At 66.0% G+C, this 20,239-nt stretch carries 21 protein-coding genes, 1 tRNA gene and 1 other RNA gene; 7 read left to right on the top strand and 16 right to left on the bottom strand.

Annotation, left to right across the window (positions count from 1 at the left end; all coding sequences use genetic code 11):
• Positions 1 to 4: 4 nt before the first annotated feature.
• The 5 genes from Q8T13_21195 to ffs all read right to left on the bottom strand — a co-directional run bounded on the left by Q8T13_21195 (position 5) and on the right by ffs (position 3,464).
• Positions 5 to 649, bottom strand: a complete 645-nt coding sequence (locus Q8T13_21195; GenBank protein MDP3720287.1) for a DUF4203 domain-containing protein — start codon at positions 647 to 649, stop codon at positions 5 to 7.
• A gap of 14 nt (positions 650 to 663) precedes the next feature.
• Complete coding sequence (gene recR / locus Q8T13_21190) at positions 664 to 1,260, bottom strand: recombination mediator RecR (protein MDP3720286.1); 597 nt, start codon at positions 1,258 to 1,260, stop codon at positions 664 to 666.
• Positions 1,260 to 1,556 (bottom strand): YbaB/EbfC family nucleoid-associated protein, encoded by a 297-nt coding sequence (locus Q8T13_21185; GenBank protein ID MDP3720285.1) that lies wholly within the window; start codon positions 1,554 to 1,556, stop codon positions 1,260 to 1,262. The genes recR and Q8T13_21185 overlap by 1 nt, the downstream gene beginning before the upstream one ends.
• Positions 1,553 to 3,352 (bottom strand): DNA polymerase III subunit gamma/tau, encoded by a 1,800-nt coding sequence (dnaX, locus tag Q8T13_21180; protein ID MDP3720284.1) that lies wholly within the window; start codon positions 3,350 to 3,352, stop codon positions 1,553 to 1,555. Before dnaX ends, Q8T13_21185 begins: the two co-directional genes overlap by 4 nt.
• 13 nt (positions 3,353 to 3,365) lie before the next feature.
• Positions 3,366 to 3,464, bottom strand: an RNA gene (gene ffs, locus Q8T13_21175) — signal recognition particle sRNA small type.
• Positions 3,465 to 3,615: 151 nt separating this feature from the next.
• Here ffs and Q8T13_21170 point away from each other — a divergent pair.
• Entirely contained in the window at positions 3,616 to 4,707 is a 1,092-nt protein-coding gene (locus tag Q8T13_21170) for a response regulator (GenBank protein MDP3720283.1), read from the top strand.
• Here Q8T13_21170 and Q8T13_21165 read toward each other — a convergent pair.
• From Q8T13_21165 to asd, 6 genes are all read right to left on the bottom strand, one after another.
• Positions 4,650 to 5,696 (bottom strand): M20/M25/M40 family metallo-hydrolase, encoded by a 1,047-nt coding sequence (locus tag Q8T13_21165; GenBank protein ID MDP3720282.1) that lies wholly within the window; start codon positions 5,694 to 5,696, stop codon positions 4,650 to 4,652. The two genes, Q8T13_21170 and Q8T13_21165, sit on opposite strands and share 58 nt — an antisense overlap.
• A gap of 95 nt (positions 5,697 to 5,791) precedes the next feature.
• Positions 5,792 to 6,625, bottom strand: coding sequence for a 2,3,4,5-tetrahydropyridine-2,6-dicarboxylate N-succinyltransferase (locus Q8T13_21160; protein MDP3720281.1), 834 nt, complete (start codon positions 6,623 to 6,625; stop codon positions 5,792 to 5,794).
• Positions 6,622 to 7,506, bottom strand: coding sequence for a 4-hydroxy-tetrahydrodipicolinate synthase (gene dapA / locus Q8T13_21155; GenBank protein MDP3720280.1), 885 nt, complete (start codon positions 7,504 to 7,506; stop codon positions 6,622 to 6,624). Before dapA ends, Q8T13_21160 begins: the two co-directional genes overlap by 4 nt.
• A 52-nt stretch (positions 7,507 to 7,558) precedes the next feature.
• On the bottom strand, positions 7,559 to 8,272 hold the full coding sequence (locus Q8T13_21150) for a dihydrodipicolinate reductase C-terminal domain-containing protein (GenBank protein MDP3720279.1): 714 nt from the start codon (positions 8,270 to 8,272) through the stop codon (positions 7,559 to 7,561).
• The gene (locus Q8T13_21145; protein ID MDP3720278.1) at positions 8,269 to 9,780 is read right to left on the bottom strand and encodes an aspartate kinase; all 1,512 of its coding nucleotides are present in this window, start codon (positions 9,778 to 9,780) and stop codon (positions 8,269 to 8,271) included. The genes Q8T13_21150 and Q8T13_21145 overlap by 4 nt, the downstream gene beginning before the upstream one ends.
• Before the next feature lie 85 nt (positions 9,781 to 9,865).
• Positions 9,866 to 10,903 (bottom strand): aspartate-semialdehyde dehydrogenase, encoded by a 1,038-nt coding sequence (gene asd, locus Q8T13_21140; GenBank protein ID MDP3720277.1) that lies wholly within the window; start codon positions 10,901 to 10,903, stop codon positions 9,866 to 9,868.
• Positions 10,904 to 11,079: 176 nt separating this feature from the next.
• Here asd and Q8T13_21135 point away from each other — a divergent pair, with 176 nt between their 5' ends.
• Positions 11,080 to 11,682, top strand: a complete 603-nt coding sequence (locus tag Q8T13_21135; GenBank protein ID MDP3720276.1) for a hypothetical protein — start codon at positions 11,080 to 11,082, stop codon at positions 11,680 to 11,682.
• A gap of 85 nt (positions 11,683 to 11,767) precedes the next feature.
• Positions 11,768 to 12,064 carry a transcriptional regulator gene (locus Q8T13_21130; protein MDP3720275.1) on the top strand — a complete coding sequence of 99 codons (297 nt, stop codon included), beginning with the start codon at positions 11,768 to 11,770 and terminating at the stop codon, positions 12,062 to 12,064.
• 3 nt (positions 12,065 to 12,067) lie between these two features.
• On the opposite strand, the gene Q8T13_21125 is transcribed toward Q8T13_21130, so the two are convergent.
• Together Q8T13_21125 and Q8T13_21120 are read right to left on the bottom strand one after the other, a co-directional pair.
• On the bottom strand, positions 12,068 to 13,660 hold the full coding sequence (locus Q8T13_21125; GenBank protein ID MDP3720274.1) for an ATP-binding protein: 1,593 nt from the start codon (positions 13,658 to 13,660) through the stop codon (positions 12,068 to 12,070).
• Positions 13,661 to 13,681: 21 nt separating this feature from the next.
• Entirely contained in the window at positions 13,682 to 14,230 is a 549-nt protein-coding gene (locus Q8T13_21120) for a methanogen output domain 1-containing protein (protein MDP3720273.1), read from the bottom strand.
• Between the two features lie 363 nt (positions 14,231 to 14,593).
• Between Q8T13_21120 and Q8T13_21115 the strand changes: the two genes are divergently transcribed.
• The 3 genes from Q8T13_21115 (at position 14,594) to Q8T13_21105 (ending at position 16,819) form a co-directional block, all read left to right on the top strand.
• Positions 14,594 to 15,496: a universal stress protein gene (locus Q8T13_21115; protein MDP3720272.1), complete on the top strand. Its 903-nt coding sequence runs from the start codon at positions 14,594 to 14,596 to the stop codon at positions 15,494 to 15,496.
• Positions 15,497 to 15,581: 85 nt separating this feature from the next.
• A complete protein-coding gene (locus Q8T13_21110; protein ID MDP3720271.1) occupies positions 15,582 to 16,673 on the top strand; it encodes a TerC family protein in 1,092 nt (363 codons plus the stop codon).
• Positions 16,670 to 16,819, top strand: a complete 150-nt coding sequence (locus Q8T13_21105; GenBank protein ID MDP3720270.1) for a hypothetical protein — start codon at positions 16,670 to 16,672, stop codon at positions 16,817 to 16,819. Before Q8T13_21110 ends, Q8T13_21105 begins: the two co-directional genes overlap by 4 nt.
• Positions 16,820 to 16,868: 49 nt before the next feature.
• Here the strand turns inward: Q8T13_21105 and Q8T13_21100 are convergent, their stop codons facing one another.
• On the bottom strand, positions 16,869 to 17,297 hold the full coding sequence (locus Q8T13_21100) for a hypothetical protein (GenBank protein MDP3720269.1): 429 nt from the start codon (positions 17,295 to 17,297) through the stop codon (positions 16,869 to 16,871).
• Positions 17,275 to 17,895 carry a transcriptional regulator gene (locus tag Q8T13_21095; protein ID MDP3720268.1) on the bottom strand — a complete coding sequence of 207 codons (621 nt, stop codon included), beginning with the start codon at positions 17,893 to 17,895 and terminating at the stop codon, positions 17,275 to 17,277. The genes Q8T13_21100 and Q8T13_21095 overlap by 23 nt, the downstream gene beginning before the upstream one ends.
• A 165-nt stretch (positions 17,896 to 18,060) precedes the next feature.
• Here Q8T13_21095 and Q8T13_21090 point away from each other — a divergent pair.
• Positions 18,061 to 18,150 (top strand) — tRNA-Ser (locus Q8T13_21090).
• A gap of 146 nt (positions 18,151 to 18,296) precedes the next feature.
• Here the strand turns inward: Q8T13_21090 and htpG are convergent.
• A complete protein-coding gene (gene htpG, locus Q8T13_21085) occupies positions 18,297 to 20,210 on the bottom strand; it encodes a molecular chaperone HtpG (protein ID MDP3720267.1) in 1,914 nt (637 codons plus the stop codon).
• Between the last annotated feature and the right edge of the window lie 29 nt (positions 20,211 to 20,239).

Genomic DNA, 20,239 nt, shown 5'->3' with positions numbered 1-20,239 from the left:
GTGGTTAGTCCTTGGGCAGGCCTTTCTTCTTATTGGCCTTCACGACCCGGCCCTTGTCGCCGCCGGTCCAGAACATCTGCACCACCGTGCCGACTAATCCAAGTCCGACCCACGCCCACGGCAGCCAGGTCATGCCGGGCGCCGGGTTCAGCGGATACGCCACCCACACGTCGCCCTGGGCGGCGGCTTTGAGTGGCCCGCTGTCGCCCATCACGGCCAGGCCGCCCACCAGCAACGTCCACGCGCCGCCGAACGCGGTGCCCAGGATGATCACGTAGCGCTGCAGCCACGTCGCCCCCACGGCACCGGCGACCGAGAACAGGATCACCACGGCCGGGTGTGGGTCGCCTTCGATCTGCGTCCAGATCAAGTTGACGATGAGGGCGCCGATGCCGGCGCCGACGAGCGCGACGCCGACGAAATAGGCCGCCAGCAGCAAGGCCGCGCCGGCAATGCCGCCAACGAGGGCGGCGATCACCATGGGGGTGGTGTCAGTGGCGCCGAACACCGAACTGGCCGCCAGCGCGCCGATGATGAAGCCGAAGATGCCCAGCACCACCTTGAACAGGCGGTAGCCAAAGAAACACGCGACGAAGCCGCCGGCCATCAGGACGGCGGCCGCTGGCAGCTGATATGCGGCGGGGAGCATGGGGTAGGCGAATTCTACACTTCCCGGCGGCCGTCCATGGCTTTCCCGACCGTCAGGTCATCGGCATAGTCGAGATCGCTGCCGACCGGGATGCCGGTGGCGATCCGCGTGACCCGAATCCCGAGCGGCTTCAGCAGGCGGGCCAGGTAAATCGCCGTGGCCTCGCCCTCGACCGTCGGATTGGTGGCCAGGATCACTTCATCGACGCCGTCCACGCCAATGCGGGCCAACAACCCCTTGATCTTGAGGTCGTCGGGCCCGATGCCCTGCAACGGCGAGATCGCGCCCATCAGCACGTGGAACACGCCCTTGAACCCGCCGGTGCGATCGACCACGTTCACGTTCTGCGGCTCTTCCACCACGCAAATCACGCGGTGGTCGCGGGTCTCGTCGCCGCACATCAGGCACGGATCGGTGTCGGTGATGTTGTTGCAGGTCGTGCAATAGGTGACCCGGTCCTTGACGTCGCGGATCGCCTGGCACAACCGCTCGGCATCTTCGCGCGGCGTGCGCAGCACGTGAAACGCCAGCCGCTGCGCGCTCTTGGCGCCGACGCCGGGCAGCCGCTTGAACTGATCGACCAGTTCCTGAAGCGACGCAGGCAGTGACATTACAGTCCGGGCAGGCCCATGCCGCCGAGCATGCCGCCCATCTTGTTCTTCATGGCGTCATCGACCTTGCGGTGGGCGTCGTTCACCGCGGCGACAATCAGGTCCTGCAGCATGCCGACATCGTCTTTCGAGACGACCTCGGGGTCGATCACGATCTTCTGAAGGTGCTTGTGGCCGTTCACCGTGACGGTGACCATGCCGCCGCCGGCAGTGGCCTGCACGCTCAACTGTGACATTTCCTGCTGCAGGCGCTCCTGCATTTCCTGCGCCTGCTTCATCATGTTCTGGATGTTCATCGTTCCTCGATCGTCGTCTTGTCGACGGGGAAAATCTCGAGCACGGCCTGGACCGTGGAGTTGGCCATCGCTTCGGCCTTCAAATCGTCTTGGTTGCCCCCCTTCGCCAAGGCTTCGGGGGACAGGCCCTTCGGCGCGGCCACCGGCGAACCCAGGGTGCCAGGCGCCAGCGCCGGGGCCGCATCCGCCGCGGCGGTAACCACCGTCACGGGCGTCGGACGTCCCGCTACCTTCTCGGCAATCGTCGCCAGCCACGCCTTCTGATCCTCGCACTGGAGCTTGGCGTTCTTCTTGTTCGGTTGGAATGAAAAGACGATGCGGTCGGCGGTGACGTCAATCGCGTACGCGGAGGCTACGACAAGGTTGTAGAACGTACTCTTTTGCGTCTTGACCTCCGCCAGAAAGCGATCTTTCAGGGCGGGATCGGTGCCTAAGGTGCCTGGGGTGCCTGGGGTGCTCTGGACTTTGAGTGCGCTCGCAGCGGCCGGCGGTTCGGCAACCGAGGCAGGCATTTGCCCGCCTTCGCTCGCCTTCGGAGGCGGGGCGAGCTTCGGCGAGGTCTCGCCGTAGCGGCCTCCGGCCGCGGACACCTTAGGCACATTAGGCACCTTAGGCACATTAGGCACCGTAGGCACTTTAGGCACCATTGGCCGAGCAGGTGTCTTGTCGGCGAGCCCGAGTAACTCCCCGAGCGGGACGAGCTTGCGAAGATGCATCAACCTCAGCAACCCCATCTCGAGGTTGTAGCGGGGCTGATCCGACACGCGCACTTCCTGCTCGGTGCGGGTCAGCAGGTCGAACGCGCGCAGCAGGTCTTCGCGCGACCACTGGCCGGCCATGGCCAACAGGCGTTCTTTCTCGGCATCCGCCGCCACGTCCGGATCGGAGGCGCGCTTCGGATCCACCGACAGGATCAGCAGGTCGCGGGTCGCGCGCGCCAGCTCGCGGCACAGCAGGCGCAAGTCGTAGCCGCGCTCGATGGCGCGCTCGACCAGGGCAAACGCCGCCGGCGCATCCTCGCTGACCACCGCCTCGAGCATGTCAAACACCAGGTCGCGGCCCACCAGGCCGAGCACGGTGACCACGTCTTCCACCGTGATCTCGTCGCCGGCAAAGGCCCGCACCTGGTCGAAGGCGCTCAGCGAATCGCGCATGCTGCCTTCGCCCGCGCGGGCCAGCAGCAACAGGCCGGCTTCGGGGATCTGGATCTGCTCTTCGCCCGCGATCATCCGCAGGCGGTCGGACACGACCTTGGCCGAGATGGTGCGGAACTCGTAAACCTGCGATCGCGACAGCACGGTGTCGGGAATCTTGTGCTGCTCGGTCGTCGCCATCATGAAGATGACGTGCGGCGGCGGCTCTTCGATCGACTTCAGCAACGCGTTGAACGACGAGCCCGACAACATGTGGACCTCGTCGATGATGAATACCTTGTAGCGGTTGCGGACCGGGGCAATGGCCAGGCCCTCGACGATCACTTCGCGGACGTTGTCGACACCGGTGTGGGTGGCGGCGTCGATTTCGAGCACGTCGATGTCGCGGCCCTCGGCAATCTCGATGCACGCGTCACACGTGCCGCACGGTTCCGGCGTCGGCCCCTTCACGCAGCTGAGCGCCCGCGCCAGGATGCGCGCGGTCGTCGTCTTGCCGCAGCCGCGCGGCCCCGACAACACGAACGCCTGGGCGATCCGCTTGCTCTTGAGGGCGTTCTTGAGGGTGCGCGTGACCGCCTGCTGCCCGAGCACATCCTCGAACGTTTGCGGTCGCCACTTGCGGGCTAGGACTTGATAGGCCATTTGGAAGGGAAACTCGGCCCGGAGGTCCTCAACACATCACGGAAACGACTTAGCGCTGCTGCCTTCCGGCCCTGACGCGATTCGCCGCCCTGAGATTGCCGAGGTTCCGGGCCGAACCCTCAGTGTAACACCTACACGTGCAGAGTGTGCAGCCCTCACGGCACGACCATGCCCACCGGCGAGGCGTCTGGTAAGTCGTTGCGCTCATGGCATCTGACATCCCCCGCGACGACGGCCCGCATCTTGCTATATCAGGGATAGCCATGATTCACTTTCCCCCGGCCGATCACGGCGAAACCGAACTATTCGGCGAACCCGAGAGAATCACCCTGCTCAGCCTTGCCGCGCACATCGTCGTCATCGACGATGAGCTGACGAATGTTGAGCTGCTGCAGCGAATGCTCGGACGATCCGGATTCCAGTCGGTCACGGGCATCACCGACCCGAGCGCCCTGCCAGGCCTGTTGACCAGTTCGCCGCCCGACCTGGTGATTACCGACCTGCACATGCCCGATCGCGACGGGTTCTGGGTGCTCGAGCAGCTGGCTCCCCTCATCAACCAGGAGCGCCTGCCCGTGCTGGTGATCACGGGCGACGGCTCGCGGGATGCCCGCCAGCAGGCGCTGACCCACGGCGCCAAAGACTTCGTCACCAAGCCGTTCGACCTGGTCGAGGTGCTGCTGCGGGTCCGAAACCTGCTTGAAAGCCGGCTGCTGTTCCAGGACCTGCGCCAGCAGAACCGGGCGCTGCTCGATTCGGTCCGGGGCACCCATCGCGAGCTCGAGTTCACGCGGGTCGAGATGATCGAGCGCCTCGCCCTGGCCGCCGAGTACCGCGACGATCAGACCAACTCGCACAATCTCCGGGTCGGCGACTTGTCGGCGCAGATTGCGCTGCGCATCGGCACGACGCCCGAAGAAGCCGGGCTGTTGCGGCGCGCCGCGGCGCTGCACGACATCGGCAAGATCGGGATTCCCGACGCGCTGCTGCGCAAGGCGGGACCGCTCACCGACGGCGAACTGCGGGTCATGCACACGCACTCCACCATTGGCGCCCGCATCTTGGGCAAGAGTCACAGCCCGCTGTTGCAGCTGGCCGAAACGATTGCGATCTCACATCACGAAAAATGGGACGGCAGCGGCTACCCGAGCGGGCTGAGCGGGACGGACATTCCGATCGCCGGCCGCATTGTCGCGGTGGCTGACGCCTTCGATGCCATCACCAACAATCGCCCGTATCGCAAGGCCCGGAGCGCCGAAGTGGCCATGGCGGTGCTGCGCGAGCACGCCGGCCGCCACTACGAAGTGCGGCTGGTCGATGCGCTCGCCAGCAGCGTCGTCGCCAGCTGCGCGTAGATCGCCACCGCGCGATCCAGCTCCGCGATCGCCACGTGCTCGTGATCGGTGTGGGCGACGTGAATGGATCCGGGACCAAACAGCAGCGGCGTGCCCCAGTTCGACAGGTAGGGCGCATCGCTGAAGTAGGAAAACACCGCCGTTTCGAACCCGGAAATGGTGTGCATGCGAACGGCCGGCAGTTCCAGGATCTCCTCAACGCTCACGCGCCCCTGCAGCGTGGCCGCCAGCGTCGCCCTCAACGCATCGTGCTCGCCGACGGTGCGAAAAAACACTTCAGCCTCAGCGTTCGGGGGAATCACGTTCGGCGCGACGCCGCCGTTGATCAGCCCTACCGTGTAGTGCGTCTGGCCCATGAGCGGATCCGCAGGCCAGTCAGCCGTCCGCAACGCCATGAGGCAATCCATCAGTTTCTCGATCGCCGACTCGCCAAGCTCGGGATAGCCGGAGTGGGCCGCCTTGCCGGCGGCGGTGAGGCGCACGCGGAACACGCCGCGGGTGGCCGCGCCCAGGCGCAGGTCGGTGGGCTCGCCGTTGATCAGATACCGCGACTTCGACGCGATCTTGTTGGCGGCCTTGGCGCCGTCGCTGCCCCGCTCTTCGCCGGCCACGAACACCAGGCCAATGCGGGTTTCGCCGGCCGCGCGCAGCCGCTCGGCGGCCGCCACCTGCGCGGCGAGAATGCCCTTGGCATCGCACGCCCCGCGCCCGTACAGCAGTCCGCCTTCAATGCGGCTGGGGAAGAAGGGCGGCACGCAATCGAAGTGCGTGGAGAACACCACTTCGGGTTCGCCGACCGCGGCGATCACGTTGGTGCGAGGCTTCGCAGGGACCGGGGATCGGGGATCAGGGATCGGGGCCAGCGGCTGTTCCAGGACTGAATAGCCGCGGCCGCGCAGAAACGACGCCAGCCATGCTGCGACTTCACCTTCGTTCCCAGTGGTCGATTCGATGTCGATCAATTGCCGGGCAAGGCCCACAACATCCACCGGACCCTGATCCCCGATCCCTGATCCCTGATCCCTGATCCCTGATCCCTGATCCCCGATCCCTGATCCCTGATCCCCGATCCCTGATCCCTGATTCACCGGATCCACTGTTCGAGTTCCGTTCTGGCGTCGGTCTTGTCGTCGCGGTACTTGACGATCACGGGCGTGGCGAGCGACAGGCCCCAGTCCTTGCCCGCGCCGTGGGTCACCGCGCGCGCCCCTGGCACGACCACCGCGCCCTCGGGAATGACCAGTGGCTGCCCGGCGGCCGGCTTGATGATCACGCTGTTGACCAGGTCGTAGACCGGCGTCGAACCGGTCAGCACGGTGCCCGCGGCAATCACGGCCCGCTGCTTGATGACCGCGCCTTCGTAAATGCCGGTGTTGCCACCCACCAGCACATCGTCTTCGACAATCACCGGCAGCGCGCCGACCGGTTCGAGCACGCCGCCAATCTGTGCGGCGGCGCTGATGTGAACCCGCGCGCCAATTTGGGCGCATGAACCCACCAGCGCATGTGAATCGACCAGTGAGCTTTCGCCGACGTACGCGCCGATGTTGATATACATGGGCGGCATGCAGATCACGCCGCGGGCCACGAACGCCCCGCCGCGAATGGCCGAGCCACCCGGCACGATCCGGATCCCGGCCGCCACCCCTGGACTCTGCAACGTCTGGGTGTCCTTGTCGAAGAACGGCAGGCCGGCCGACATGTCCACGATGTCGCCGAAGCGGAAGCCGAGCAGAATGCCCTGCTTCACCCACGTGTTGACGCGCCACCCGCTGGGCATCGAGAGGTCGGGCTGCGCCGAGCGAATGGTGCCGGCCTCGAGCCCGGCCTTCAGTTCGTCGAACGCGGCGCGAGCGGCCGCTTTGTTGGCGCCGGTGCCCGCCGCCACCAGCGATTCAATATTTTCTTGAAGCGTCACAGCGAGCCCAACTCCTTGAGCCAGCCGTTCATCTTGTCTTTCGACGCCTGGCGCGGCGACACCATCGGCAGCCGGTAACTCTCTTCCAACAGACCCATGACCGCCATGGCGTACTTCACCGGACCGGGGTTCGACTCGATGAAGTTGCCCAGCATGATCGGCACCAGCCGCTGATGCAGCTGGCGCGCGGTGGCGTAGTCGCCACGCTCGGCGGCCTCGACGAGCTGCGCCATTTCTGCGGGCAGCGCATTCGACGCCACCGAGATCAATCCCCGCCCGCCAATCGCCATCAACGGCAGCGTCATCGCATCGTCGCCCGACAGCACGAGGAACGTCTCGGGAACAGCGCGGCAGATCTCGATCATCTGCGTGATGTTGCCGGAAGCCTCCTTGACGCCGATCACGCTGGGGATGGTCGCCAGCCGCGTGAGCGTGGCCGCGTCGATGTTGCAGCCGGTACGGCCCGGGACGTTATAGAGCATCACCGGCAACGGTGTCGCCTCGGCGACGGCCGAGAAGTGCGCGAACAGCCCCTCGGGCGTCGGCTTGTTGTACCAGGGCGTCACCTGCAGCAGGCCCTGCACGCCAATGGCGTGCATTTCTTTCGACAGTGCGACGGCGGCCCTGGTGTCGTTGTCGCCGGCGCCGGCCATCACGGGCACCTGCCCGTTGGCGGCTTCGAGCACCAGTTCGACCACGCGACGGCGCTCGGCGCCCGACAAGGTCGGCGTCTCGCCGGTCGTGCCGCAGGGCACCAGGAAGTGAACGCCCGCGTCGATCTGCCGGCGCGCCAGCCGCTTGACCGCCGGCTCATCAACCGCGCCGCTCTTCGTGAAGGGCGTGACGAGTGCGGTCCCAACCCCCGTAAACTGCGTCCTCATACTGCTCCTCGTCTCGAATGACAAACAGGAGATCGGGAGATCATGAGAAAAACTATTCTCCTGATCTCTTGGTCTCCTGTGAAGACTCGCTCAACATGTCGCGAATTGAAAACCAACCCGGCTTGCCCACCAGCCAGGCGGCCGCCGTGAGGGCGCCGCGGGCAAACACCGCCCGGTCACGAACCGTGTGCGTGAGCTCGATGGTTTCCGATGGGCCGTCGAAACCAATGGTATGAGTGCCGGGAACGGATCCCACGCGGGTGGACGAGACATCGATCGGGCGGTCGTAACCGGCGCCGGCCATGCCCGCCTTCAGCGTGAGCGCGGTGCCCGACGGCGCGTCCTTCTTCATCACGTGGTGTGACTCGTGAATCCACGCGCCAAACTCGGCCTGCTTCGCGAAGTGGCGGCTGGCCTCTTCGACCGCCAGCTGAAACACGTTCATGCCGATCGAGAAGTTCGATGCCGCCAGCACCCCAATGCCGGCCGCGGCGGCGACCTCGCGCATGGCGGCCTCGTGCGCGTGCCAGCCGGTGGTGCCAATCACCACGCTGATCTTGCGAACCGCCAGTTGCGGCAGGTTCTTCACCACCGCATCGGCCAGCGTGAAGTCGATGGCCACGTCCACGTGGCCGAAGTCGCCGTTGGCAATGGCGCGCTCGCCGGATCGCTCGTCGATGATGCCGGCAATGGTGGCACCGTAAGAAGGCGCCAACGACTCCACCAACTGCCCCATCCGCCCGTGCCCCAGCAGCAGGATCCTCATGATGTGGCGTCCGGCTTGGATGTGGCGTCCGGCCTCGTTGTGCCGTCCGGCTTCATGATGTGGCGTCCGGCTTTAGCCAGACCGTCCGGCTCAGATGTGGCGTCCGGCTTTAGCCGGACCATGTGAGCCTCACCGAAGAAACGGTCGTGCAGACGGCACAGCGCCACTGGCAGTTCCGCTTCGCTGATCACGAACGTGATGTTCCGCCGCGACGCCGCCTGCGACACCATGCGCAGCGGCACGTCGCCGACCGAGCCCAGCACCTGCGACGCCAGCGTCGGGTCGTCGTGCAGGCCGTCGCCCACCACGCAGATGATGGCCATGTCGTCCTGGCGCTCGACCTCGGCAAACCCCGACAGGCCTTCGATGATCGCCGGCAGCCGCCGCGCATCGTCGATGGTCACCGACACGCTGACCTCGGAGGTCGTCACCACATCCACCGGTGTCTTGTGGCGCTCGAACACCTCGAACAGGCGGCGCAGGAAGCCGTGCGCCATCAGCATGCGCGTCGAGGTGATGTCCACGACGGTCACGCCCTTCTTCGAGGCCACCGCCGTCAGCGGCCGATCGCTCTTGGGCCGTGCCGCGGTGATCAGCGTGCCGCGGGCCTGCGCGCGCTGCGAGTTGAGAATGCGCACCGGGATATTGCGGGCGACCGCGGGTTGGATGGTCGCCGGGTGCAGCACCTTGGCGCCAAAATAGGCGAGCTCCGAGGCTTCGGCAAACGAGAGGTGTGGCACCACCTGCGGCGACTTCACGAGGCGCGGGTCCGCCGTCAGCATGCCGTCCACGTCGGTCCAGATCTGGATTTCGTCGGCGCCGAGGCACGCGCCGACGATCGCGGCCGAGAAGTCCGAGCCGCCGCGGCCGAGCGTGGTGGTCACGCCGCCGGCAGTAGCGCCGACGAAGCCGCCGAGCACCGGAATGCGGCCGGCCGCCAGGGGCGGGTCGGCGTACGTCATCAGCGCCGCGGTGGTCTCCTGGAACAACGGCGCCGCCGCGGTGTGCTCCCCGTCGGTGACGACGGCCAGTCGCGCATCCACCCAGGCGCCCTGCAGTTTGTGGGCAGTCAAGGCGGCGGCCACGATCTGGCTGCTCAGCACCTCGCCGGTGGCGGCGAGGGTATCGAGCCAACGCGGCGAGACTTCCTGCAACACGGCCAGCGCCGAAACGACGCGCTCCAGTTCATCGAATTCACGGTTGAGGGCCGCCACCACCGGCGCGCGCAACGTCTCGTCGGTAATGACCTCCGACACCGTGAGGTGACGCTTCCGCAGGTCCTGCAGGCTCGTGCGCGCGCCTTCGACATCCCCTTCGCGCGCCAGCGCCGCGACGCCGAGCAGGCGATCGGTGACGCCCGACAGGGCCGACACCACCACCACCGGCCCGCGCGCATCACCGCCCTCGGTCTGCGCCTCGGCCTGCCGCTCGGCCCGCACCAGCGCGATCAGGCGTTCGATCGCGGCCCGATCGGCCACCGACGTCCCGCCGAACTTCATTACCTTCATGTCAGTAGCCAGTATCCAGTAGCCAGTAGCCAGTAGCCAGTAGCCAGTAGCCAGAAGCCAGTAGCCAGTAGCCAGAAGCCAGATTTCAGAAGATGCCTTCGGCGCGCATGAGCTCGGCGTTGAGGATCGCCGCGCCGGCTGCGCCGCGCACTGTATTGTGGCCCAGCGCGACGAACTTCGCCTGCATCACCGGGCACACGCGCAGGCGGCCGATGGCCACGGCCATGCCGCCGCCCAGGTCGGCATCGAGCCGCGGCTGCGGGCGGTTGGGTTCGTCCATCAGGATGAGCGGCGGCTGCGGCGCCGTTGGCAGCTTCAACTCCTGCGGCCGTCCGGAAAATGTGCGAATCGCATGGGCGAGATCGGCCATCGATGGCTGGCGCTCGAAGTCCACCGACACGGTCATGGTGTGGCCGTCGAGTACCGGCACGCGGTTGGTGTGCGCGCTGATCGCCGCGGCGTGCGGGGTGCGGCCGCCATTGGCGCCCAGGATCTTCTGCGTCTCGGTCTCCATCTTCTCTTCTTCGCCGCCGATGAACGGGACGATGTTGCCGAGAATGTCGAGCGAGGGCACCCCGGGATAGCCGGCACCGGAGACGGCCTGCATGGTCGAGACAATCACCTTGCGAATGCCGAACTGGCAGAGCGGCGCCAGTGCCATGGCGAGGACCACGGTCGAGCAGTTCGGGTTGGTGACGATGGCGCCCGGCCAGCCCTTGGCGGCGCGTTGTTCGGGGAGGAGCGAAAGATGGTCAGCGTTGACTTCGGGGATGAGCAGCGGGACGAGCGGGTCCATGCGGAAGTTGCGCGCGTTGCTGACCACGATGTGGCCGGCGGCCGCGAACGCGCCTTCAATCTCGCCCGCCACCGACGCGTCGAGACCCGAGAACACCACTTTCGGTCCGCGGCCAGGGACGCATGCCTCGACCACGCGGCCGGCAGATTCGTCCGGCATGGGCGTGGCCAGCCGCCACGGGGCCACCGATCGGTACGCCTTGCCCTCGGACCGCTCGCTGGCGGCAAGCCACGTGAGCTTGAACCACGGGTGCCGCGCCAACCGCGACACGAACTGCTGGCCGACCACACCGGTCGCGCCGAGGACGCCCACTTCGATCTCGCTCATCGCAATTACCCTGATCCCCGATCCCTGATCCCTGATCCCTGAAAAACAAAACCCGCCGGCGGAGAACCGCGGCGGGTTGTCTGAATTATACAACAGGAGATCAGGAGATCAGGAGACCTAGACTCTCAATTACAAAGTTCTTTAGAGCCACCCGCCGCCACGCTAAGATAGCTGCAGTGCCAACCGGACGCCCCGACGCGCCGCCGGCGTCCCTCAGCGGGCACGCCGCCGACAACCTGACGTTCATTCGCCAGGCCATGGAGCGCAGCACCACCTTTACCGCGGTGCCGGGCCTGGGCGGGTGCGTGATGGGTGCCATTGCCCTGGCCGCCGCTCTCATGGGGTCGTGGCAGCCGACCAGCGAGCGCTGGCTGTTCACGTGGCTGGCCGCCGCAGTCCTGGCGTCGCTGGTGGGCATGGCCGCCATGGCGCGGAAGGCACAGCGCGCCGGCGCGCCCTTGACCGGCGCCATCGCACGCCGGTTTGCCGCCGGCCTCGCCGCACCGTTCGTGGCCGGCGCCGCCATTACCTACGCGCTGTGGGCGGTCGGCCAGTTCACGGTAATGGCGCCGGCCTGGCTGCTGCTCTACGGCGCGGGGTTGCTGACCGGCGGCATCTTCAGCGTGCCGGCGGTGCGATGGATCGGCGCGTGTTTCATGACGTTGGGGATGCTCGCCATCGTGACCCCGCCCGAGTGGGGCAACCTCTGGCTCGCCGCGGGTTTTGGCGGGCTGCAAATCGGCTTCGGCGTTTACATAGCGAGGAACCACGGTGGCTAAGAGCAACGCGGCACGGAAAATCAGAATCGACACGCCGGTCACCGCGCGGCCGGCCGCCGAGCGGCCGGCCAAGCACGCCGGCGGCATTGCCACCGAACTCGACCGCCTGCTGCACGACCGCATGCGGCTGGGCATTGTCAGCGCCTTGGCGGCGAGCGACGACCTGTCGTTCTCGGACCTCAAGGCGGCGCTTGGCGCCACCGACGGCAACCTGAGCGTGCACGCGCGCAAGCTCGAGGATGCCGGCTACCTGTCGTGCAGCAAGAGCTTTGAAGGACGCACGCCGCGCACCGGCTACAAGCTGACCGCGGCCGGCCGCCGCGCGCTCGAGAAATACCTGGACCACATGGACGCGATCATTCGCGCCACCCGCAAGGCGTAACCGTCACGAGCGCGCCGGTCTGGGTCGGACCTGCCCGATGCGCTGGAGGAGAAGCTGGAAATCCAGTGGCTTCGGAACATGCTCGTCGTAGCCGGCGGCCAGCGCCTCTTGCCGGTCCTGGGGCGTCGCAAAGGCCGTGACGGCGAGCGCGGGAAGACGACGCCCCGCACCCTCGCGCCCCCGCACCTGCTCGATCAGCCACAGGCCGTCCTGATACGGCAAGCCGATGTCGGAGACGAGCACATCCGTGGACCCGTGCTCGAGCAGATCCAGTGCCTGTTGGGCGCTGTCGACCACGGCGACTTCGGCGCCCGCCGCTTCCAGGAGCATCTTCGTCAGCTCCGCTGAATCGGGGTCGTCTTCGACGACGAGGATGCGGACACCGGTGATATCGACGCCGCTCGCGGGCCATCGCCGCGGCGTGGCCGCCGGGGCCGGGATGCCGATTGGCAAAGCCACCGTGAACGTCGCGCCGAGTCCGACACCGGCACTGTCGGCCTCGACGTGCCCGTGGTGCGCCTCGACGAGGCGGCGCACGATCGTCAAGCCGACGCCCAGGCCGCCATGGGGCCTGGAGAGCGAGGCGTCCGCCTGCGTGAACGGTTCGAAGATCCGGGCTTTGAAGCTCGCCGGGAAGCCCTGGCCTGAATCGGTCACCACGATCCGGACGAGGTCTCCTGTTTGAATGGCACTCAGGGTGATTCGCCCATTCGCGGGGGTGAACTTCGCCGCGTTGGTCAGGAGGTTCCACACCACCTGCTGCAGTCTCGCGGGGTCTCCGGACAGCGCCTGGTCGACGTCGATCGTGGTCGAGACCTGAAGGGCCTTGCTGTCCAGGGCCGGCCGGACCGCATCCAGGGCCGCGTCGATGACCCGTCGCAGGTTGACGGGCTCATACTGCAGGCTTAACTGGCCGGCCATGATCCGCGAGACGTCCAGCAGGTCGTCGATCAGCCGGGCCTGCATGTCGGCATTGCGTTCGATCACGACCAGCGCGTGTGACCGCTGCGCCTCGTTCAGAACCCCGCTTCGCAACATCCGCGCCCACCCCAGCATCGCATTGAGCGGGGTCCGCAGTTCGTGCGACAGCGTCGCCAGGAACACGTCTTTCGCAAGACTGGCGGCCTCGGCGGCGCGCCGCGCCTCGGTTTCCTTGCCCTGCGCGAGTCGCAACTCGACTTCGGCTCGCCGGCGCCTGGTGATCTCGCTGCTCAGCTCCTCGATCTTCTGCGTCAGCACCACGAAGCGCGCGGACGACGACTCATGCGGAATCAGCCGCAGCAGCACCGTCGGTTCCCGATCGCCGGAACCAGGCTCATACAGGGCGCCGTCACATCGGTACGACGTGGGGGTGCCGTCGCCGGTGTGATGGGCGGCAGCCGCGAGGACGAAGGTTCGCGTGCCCGCCGAGCGCCGCAGGTACTCGGGCCAGCCGTCGGCACGCGTCCAGCCCACCTCGATCAGGGTCTTGCCGTCGATGGTCTCGGGAGTGTGGCCGACGACTTTCAGGAACGCCAGGTTGCCGGCGCGGATCACGCCCGCGGGCGTGACCAGCACCATCATCTCAGGGAGGAGATCCGTTAACGTCTGAAACATCGACCACCCGGACGGCGCGCGTCAGGACTTGAAATATTCCCGGCCGTCGGCCTGCTGCGATGCTTCATTCGGGGTGAGGTAGACGACCACGCGGCAGCCGCTGTCGCCACGGGCAATAGCCTGTTCGATAACGACCTTCGCGTATCCGAGGTTCTGCGCGGCGATACTGCCGAACACGTTCGACGTCATCATGCAGAGGGCGGGGCGCCCAATCACCTTTTCGGCGAACGGGCACGCGCGGTTCCCGAGCACGATCTTCTCGTCGTCTTCTTCGATGACGAAGAAATCGCCCTGGATCCGGCGCTTCAAGTCGACCAGCACCTCGGCGACCTGCTCGCGGGTGAGTTGTTCCACGGAGAGGGCGGACGTGTACGCCGCGTTGAGCTCCCCGCCGATGCGTTGGCCGACGACGCTCACGAAACCGGAGGCTTCATCGAGGCCCACGACCTCCTGCAACGTCCCGGCCAGGTGCCGCAACAGCGTCCTGAGAAACACGTCCCGTTCGAGGGGGACGTCCAACTCCGCGAAAGTCAAATCCTGCTTCACCGTGGACCCACCCAAACCTCTCATGACCGCCAAGGCAAGCGAGTCTAACAGTTTTCAGCTGTGCCAAAGCTCGGCCACAGACCGCCGTGCTGTGGCCAGCTCATGGACCTCGCCTGATGGTTCCTGGGCCTAAGGCGCTAGATCGACTATTGCCGACGCTCCATGGGTATAACTGTGCCGTTTGGCACACCACCTCCCGACGAGTCTGCGGACGCTCGCCCTTCCGGCGTGACAGGTGGTGTGCTATCCCGAGCGCCCACGTGATGCATCGGAAAAGTGGCAGTATAAGCGCCGTAATACCTATTTTCCCGATTGAAACCGGCCGCGCTATGTTGAGCTGACCGGCGAGGGAACCGTGCGATGGCGGCAACTATGGCGAACCAACAGATGACCACGGCAGGCGGGATGGAGATTCGCAGGATTCTCTGCCCGGTCGATTTGTCAGAGTTCTCGGCCTCCGTGCTCGCCTACGCCACGGCATTCGCCAAGCTGTTCGGGAGCGAACTGACCGTGCTGCACGTCGCCGCGACCGCAGGGCCGCCGGCGGGTTCGCCGACGCTGCTGCCAGTGCCCGACGCACGGAAGTCGATCGCGGACGAACTGCATCTGCTGCTGGCGCCGCTCTCTTCGGCGGGCGTCACGCTGCGAACACAGGTGGCGGAGGGCAACGCGACGGCGCAAATCGTCCGCCATGCCGCGGAACACGAAGTCGACCTCGTCGTGCTCGGCACGCATGGCCGCAGCGGGTTCGATCGACTCACGCTAGGGTCGGTGGCAGAGAAAGTGCTCCGGAAAACGCCTTGCCCGGTCTTGACCATCCCGCCCGGCATGGCCCGCACCGCTCGCGATGTCTCGGTGCGGCAGATTCTGTGTCCAACGGACTTCTCAACCTGTTCAGCACACGCGATGGACTTCGCGCTGTCCCTGGCCGCTCGCGCCGATGCGGCCGTCACGGCATTGCACGTAGTCGAGACGATCGACACTCGGCCGGAACTGTCGAGGACGATGACTGAGTTGCAGCAGCGGCGGTGCGACACGGAGCTTCGCTTCCTGGAGGAGAGCAACGCCGCACGTGCTGGCGGGACACGGATCACCAACGCCGTCACGCTCGGCAGGCCCTACCTCGAGATTCTTCGAATGGCGGAAGAACGCGCGATCGACTTGATTGTGATGGGCGTGCGTGGGCGTGGTCCCGTCGATCTAGCGCTGTTTGGATCCACTACGAACCACGTCGTGCGGCGCGCCGCGTGCCCGGTCGTGACGGTCGGTGCACGGCCGGAACACTCCTGAAGCGGCACTCTTCAGCAGGTCTTTTGAGAGGGATACGCATGGATCGTCGGCGGGCGGCGCAGCGCGCTCCCTGGGAAGTCGTCTGATGCTCTGGATGTATGTCGGGTTCCTCGCCCTCGTGTTGCTCCTGTTGGCCCTCGACCTTGGGGTCTTTCACCGGACCGCGCACGTGGTGTCCGTTCGGGAGGCGCTGGGGTGGTCCACGTTCTGGATTGGCCTCGGTCTCGCCTTCACGGTGTTCATTTATGTCGGCTACGAGCGCCACTGGCTTGGCCTGGGCCTGACCCCCGACCTCATGACGGTCGCCCCGCAGACCGTGGAGGGCGTCGGGCTCGTGTACAACGATGGCGCCACCGCGGCGATCAAGTACCTCACCGGGTACCTGGTCGAGAAGTCGCTCGCCGTGGATAACATCTTCGTGATCGCGATGCTCTTCGGCTTCTTCGCCGTCCCCGCAATGTACCAGCACCGCGTGCTGTTCTGGGGGATCGTGGGCGCCCTCCTCATGCGTGGCGCCATGATCGCCGTGGGGGCTCAGCTCATCCAGCGCTTCGGTTGGATCATCTACGTGTTCGGGGCGTTCCTGATCCTGACTGGGATCAAGATGCTGCTGCTGAAGACGGACGAGGTCGACCCGAGTCGCAACCTGTTGGTCAGGCTGACGCGGCGCCTCTTCCCGGTGACCGAGCGCTTCCACGGCCAGCACTTTTTCGTCCGCGCGGGTTCGGCCTCGTCCCACGAGGCGGCCACGCCCGGCGCGGCCGTGGAGGTGGACCGGGTCGTGGACGCGGCGCCGGCGGGGGCCCTGCTGGCCACCCCGCTGTTCCTGGCCCTCGTCATGGTCGAGTTCACCGACGTCATCTTCGCGGTTGACTCGATCCCGGCCATCTTCGCCATCACGGGCGACCCGTTCCTGGTCTTTACGAGCAACGTCTTCGCGATTCTTGGGCTGCGCAGCCTCTACTTCGCTTTGGCGGGGATGATCGACGAGTTCCGGTACCTGAAGGTGTCGCTCGCGCTGGTGCTGATGCTCGTGGGAGCAAAGATGATGACCCACGTCTGGCTCAAGGAACTGGTGGGCCAGTACTTCAATCTCTACCTCCTCGCCGTCGTCCTGTTCATCCTGGCCGCCGGCGTCGTGGCCTCGCTGTTGGCCAGGCGGCGTGAGCGAGGTTGACGCGAGCACGCGAAGCGGTCGTCGACCTCATGATGACGCGGCTCGAGGAGCTGCCGGCCGCGACGCTGGCCGCCATCCAGCTGGCCTCCTGTATCGGCGGTGCGGACGCCCCGTTCGCGCCACGCGTCGACCTTACTTTCCACTAAAGAAACTCAACAACAGTCGCCTTGGTTTGGTCGGCTGCGTCAAGCAGCGTTACCCAAAGGTCGGCAGCCCCTGAACCTTCGCAGCCACCTTTCGACAGGCGTCGACCAAGTCGGAGACCAGCCGATCGTCTACGTCCAGGACGCCTTCGTACTCGGTCCGATTCCGCAGGTCGTGGCACTTCGATAAAATTCGCCAGACCTCCGGCCCCAGCCCAAGGGTGTCGGGCAGCACTTGAAACACGATGTACCGTTTCGATGGCCGGAATCCGTGATGCCTGAGTGCCGCCAGGCACAGCGCGTGAGCGGCGCTGTAGGCGAGATCGAACCGGCTGTCGAGCGCGTTCGCATCGTTCTCGGCGTCCTTCAACCGCGCCAGTCCCGAACGCACCAGGCCGGCAAACTCCTTCGCATCCGGCGCCTCCCTGGCGAGGACATTCCCGGGACCCGCGAGGCGCTCAAGCGGCGAGGGTGAGGTCATCCTCGGATCCAATCACCCAGATTTTCGGCTGCTCGAGCACTCGCGTCATGAATGCGTCCCCCGCTCGTGCGCGCTTTGAGAATTCGGAGGCGGTATACACCGTCGGGTTGACCTTCCGGCCCACCGCGCGCGTGACCTTCTCGAGAGCCCCGAAGACGTCGCCGTATGTGAGACCGTCGCTGACGATCATCAGATCGATGTCGCTGGCCGATTGATCGGTGGCCTTGGCCACAGAACCATAGACGAAAGCGGCGCGAATGGCCGCCGCCAACGGTTTGAGCGCATCGCGCAGCGGTTCGGCCAGGCCCACCGTCTTCAACACGATGTTCCGCAATTCCGAATACAGCGGTGAGGCTGGGTTGGCCTGATAATGCTTCTGATTCCCAATTCGTCGGGCGACGATTAGCCCGCTCGCCTCAAGCCGCGCCAATTCGCGTTGCGCGGCGCCCGAGCCCGTACCAGCATCGCGAATCAGTTCGGAGGCATAGAAGCTCCGCTCAGGCTGACTGAACAGCACACGCATGACGCGCTGCTGAGTCTTGGTAAACAGCGCATCCGCCAGGCTTTTTCGCCGTGTTCGAGGTGGTCCGACAGACATACCCAATATGGGTTTAATCATGCCCGATTTGGGCACAGCGGTCAACAATCGGCCGGAACGCCCGCCTTTCGTCATTGAGCCGACTTGTTTCCTCACGGTAAGCTGTTAATCCCCCACTTGAACGGCCTGGCGTGAGCGAGCGGCAGGTATCGGCGCAAGTCGAACGGAGAGATGTCCGAGTGGTTGAAGGAGCACGCTTGGAAAGCGTGTGTACAAGAAATTGTACCAAGGGTTCGAATCCCTTTCTCTCCGCCAATCTTCAACTCTCAACTCGCGTCTCGCTCGATTGGCGTCGAGCAAGGATTCGGGCCGAGTGTCCGGCGCTGCGCGCCGTCCACAGTGCGAATCACTCTGCCGACCATTCCCCTCACGATCGTCTCGGTCAATGGCGGCTCGCCCGATCAGCCCTCGCCGGCCAGCGTCAGCATCAGCCCGTTCAGCCGCCTGACGAACCCGGCCGGGTCCTCCAGCTGTCCGCCTTCGGCCAGCATGGCCTGATCGAACAGGATGTGGCTCCAGTCGGCGAAGCGGGCCTCGTCGGCCTCGGCCGTGAGGCGCTTGATGATGGGGTGGCCCGGGTTGATCTCGAGCACTGGATGGGTGCCTGGCACGGGCTGGCCCGCCGCCTTCAGCATTCGCTCGAGATTCATGCTCATGCCGTCTTCGTCGCTGACGAGACAGGCCGGCGATTCGGTCAGCCGTGCGGTGGTGCGCACGGCACGGGCGCGATCCTTCAGCGCCGTCTGCATGCGATCGAGCAGCGGCTGCTCGTCCGCCGCCGGCTTGGCGGCCTCCTCCGTCGCCGCCTCGCCGCCAAGCGTGCCCAGGTCGAGATCGCCCTTCGCGACCGAATGGAGCGGCTTGCCCGCGAACTGCGTGAGCGACGACACGGTCCACTCGTCAATTCGGTCGTACATCAGCAGCACCTCGACGCCGCGCTTGCGGAAGATCTCGAGGTGCGGGCTGTTCTTCGCGGCGGCGAAGCCGTCCGCGGTGATGTAGTAGATCGCTGCCTGGCCCTCTTTCATCCGGCCGACATAGTCGGGCAGCGACACCGTTTGCGCCTCGCTGCCGTCGTGGGTCGAGGCAAAGCGCAGCAACGGGGCAATGCGGTCACGGTTGGCCGGATCTTCGGCAGTGCCTTCCTTGAGGACGCGGCCGAAGGTGGCCCAGAAGGTGGTGTACTTGTCCGGCTCCTTCGCCGCGAGGTCGTCGAGCATGCCGAGGACGCGCTTGGTGGATGCCGACTTGATGTTCTGGACGTCGCGCGACTGCTGCAGGATCTCGCGTGAGACGTTCAGCGGCAGGTCCGTCGCATCGATGATGCCGCGGACGAACCGCAAGTACGCCGGCATCAGGTCCTCCGCATCGTCCATGATGAAGACGCGGCGAACGTAGAGCTTGACGCCGTGGCGCCGATCGCGCTCCCACAAGTCGAAGGGCGCCCGGGCCGGGATGAAGAACAGCTGCGTATATTCCTGGCGGCCCTCGACCCTGGCATGCACTCGCGCCAGCGGCGGCTCGAAGTCGTGGGCGATGTGCTTGTAGAACTCGTCGTACTGCTCGCCGGTGATCTCCGACTTGGGCCTGGCCCACAGTGCAGAGGCCTGGTTGACCTGCTCGTCCTCGTCGGTCAGCACCTGCCTCTTGGCGTCGCCGTCCCACGCCTCCTTCTTCATGAGAATGGGCACGGTGATGTGGTCCGAATACTTGCGCAGGACCTGGCGCAGTCGCGGGCCTGACAGCAGCTCGTCCTCGTCCGGCCGCAGGTGCAGGATGACGTCGGTGCCCCGGGTGGCCTTCTCGATCGGCTCGATCGAGTAATCACCCTCGCCCGTGCTTTCCCACTTCACGCCGTGGCCGGCGGCGGTGCCGGCGCGGCGCGTCAGCAGCGTCACGCGGTCGGCCACGATGAAGGCCGAATAGAAGCCGACCCCGAACTGCCCGATCAGGTTGGCGTCCTTGGCGCGGTCGGCCGTGAGCTGCTGGACGAACTCGCGCGTGCCGGACTTGGCAATGGTGCCGATCTGGTCGATGACCTCCTGCCGCGACATCCCGATGCCGTTGTCCGACACGGTGATGGTCCGCGCCGCGACATCGAACGTGACGCGGATGCCGACGTCGGGATCGTTTTCGAACAGGGCGGGTTCGCTGATCGCCTCGAACCGCAGCTTGTCGGCGGCGTCCGACGCGTTCGACGCGAGCTCGCGCAGGAAAATCTCCTTGTTGCCGTAGAGAGAATGGACCATCAGGTGGAGGAGTTGTTTGACCTCCGTCTGGAACCCGAGGGTTTCACGTGCCGTCGCTCTATCCATCCCACTATTGTAGCGACGACGGCACGCTC

Source organism: Acidobacteriota bacterium (assembly GCA_030697165.1).
Taxonomy (GTDB): domain Bacteria; phylum Acidobacteriota; class Vicinamibacteria; order Vicinamibacterales; family UBA2999; genus 12-FULL-67-14b.
Note: the sequence above shows the minus strand (reverse complement) of the source record. Positions and strands in the feature narration are given on the sequence as shown.

Bases quoted from the DNA above. Each gene is read 5' to 3' on its own strand.
- Q8T13_21195 (MDP3720287.1), bottom strand. From the start codon at position 649: ATGCTCCCCGCCGCATATCAGCTGCCAGCGGCCGCCGTCCTGATGGCC.
- recR (MDP3720286.1), bottom strand. From the start codon at position 1,260: ATGTCACTGCCTGCGTCGCTTCAGGAACTGGTCGATCAGTTCAAGCGG.
- Q8T13_21185 (MDP3720285.1), bottom strand. From the start codon at position 1,556: ATGAACATCCAGAACATGATGAAGCAGGCGCAGGAAATGCAGGAGCGC.
- dnaX (MDP3720284.1), bottom strand. From the start codon at position 3,352: ATGGCCTATCAAGTCCTAGCCCGCAAGTGGCGACCGCAAACGTTCGAG.
- Q8T13_21170 (MDP3720283.1), top strand. From the start codon at position 3,616: ATGATTCACTTTCCCCCGGCCGATCACGGCGAAACCGAACTATTCGGC.
- dapA (MDP3720280.1), bottom strand. From the start codon at position 7,506: ATGAGGACGCAGTTTACGGGGGTTGGGACCGCACTCGTCACGCCCTTC.
- Q8T13_21150 (MDP3720279.1), bottom strand. From the start codon at position 8,272: ATGAGGATCCTGCTGCTGGGGCACGGGCGGATGGGGCAGTTGGTGGAG.
- Q8T13_21145 (MDP3720278.1), bottom strand. From the start codon at position 9,780: ATGAAGGTAATGAAGTTCGGCGGGACGTCGGTGGCCGATCGGGCCGCG.
- asd (MDP3720277.1), bottom strand. From the start codon at position 10,903: ATGAGCGAGATCGAAGTGGGCGTCCTCGGCGCGACCGGTGTGGTCGGC.
- Q8T13_21125 (MDP3720274.1), bottom strand. From the start codon at position 13,660: ATGTTTCAGACGTTAACGGATCTCCTCCCTGAGATGATGGTGCTGGTC.
- Q8T13_21120 (MDP3720273.1), bottom strand. From the start codon at position 14,230: ATGAGAGGTTTGGGTGGGTCCACGGTGAAGCAGGATTTGACTTTCGCG.
- Q8T13_21115 (MDP3720272.1), top strand. From the start codon at position 14,594: ATGACCACGGCAGGCGGGATGGAGATTCGCAGGATTCTCTGCCCGGTC.
- Q8T13_21110 (MDP3720271.1), top strand. From the start codon at position 15,582: ATGCTCTGGATGTATGTCGGGTTCCTCGCCCTCGTGTTGCTCCTGTTG.
- Q8T13_21100 (MDP3720269.1), bottom strand. From the start codon at position 17,297: ATGACCTCACCCTCGCCGCTTGAGCGCCTCGCGGGTCCCGGGAATGTC.
- Q8T13_21095 (MDP3720268.1), bottom strand. From the start codon at position 17,895: ATGTCTGTCGGACCACCTCGAACACGGCGAAAAAGCCTGGCGGATGCG.
- htpG (MDP3720267.1), bottom strand. From the start codon at position 20,210: ATGGATAGAGCGACGGCACGTGAAACCCTCGGGTTCCAGACGGAGGTC.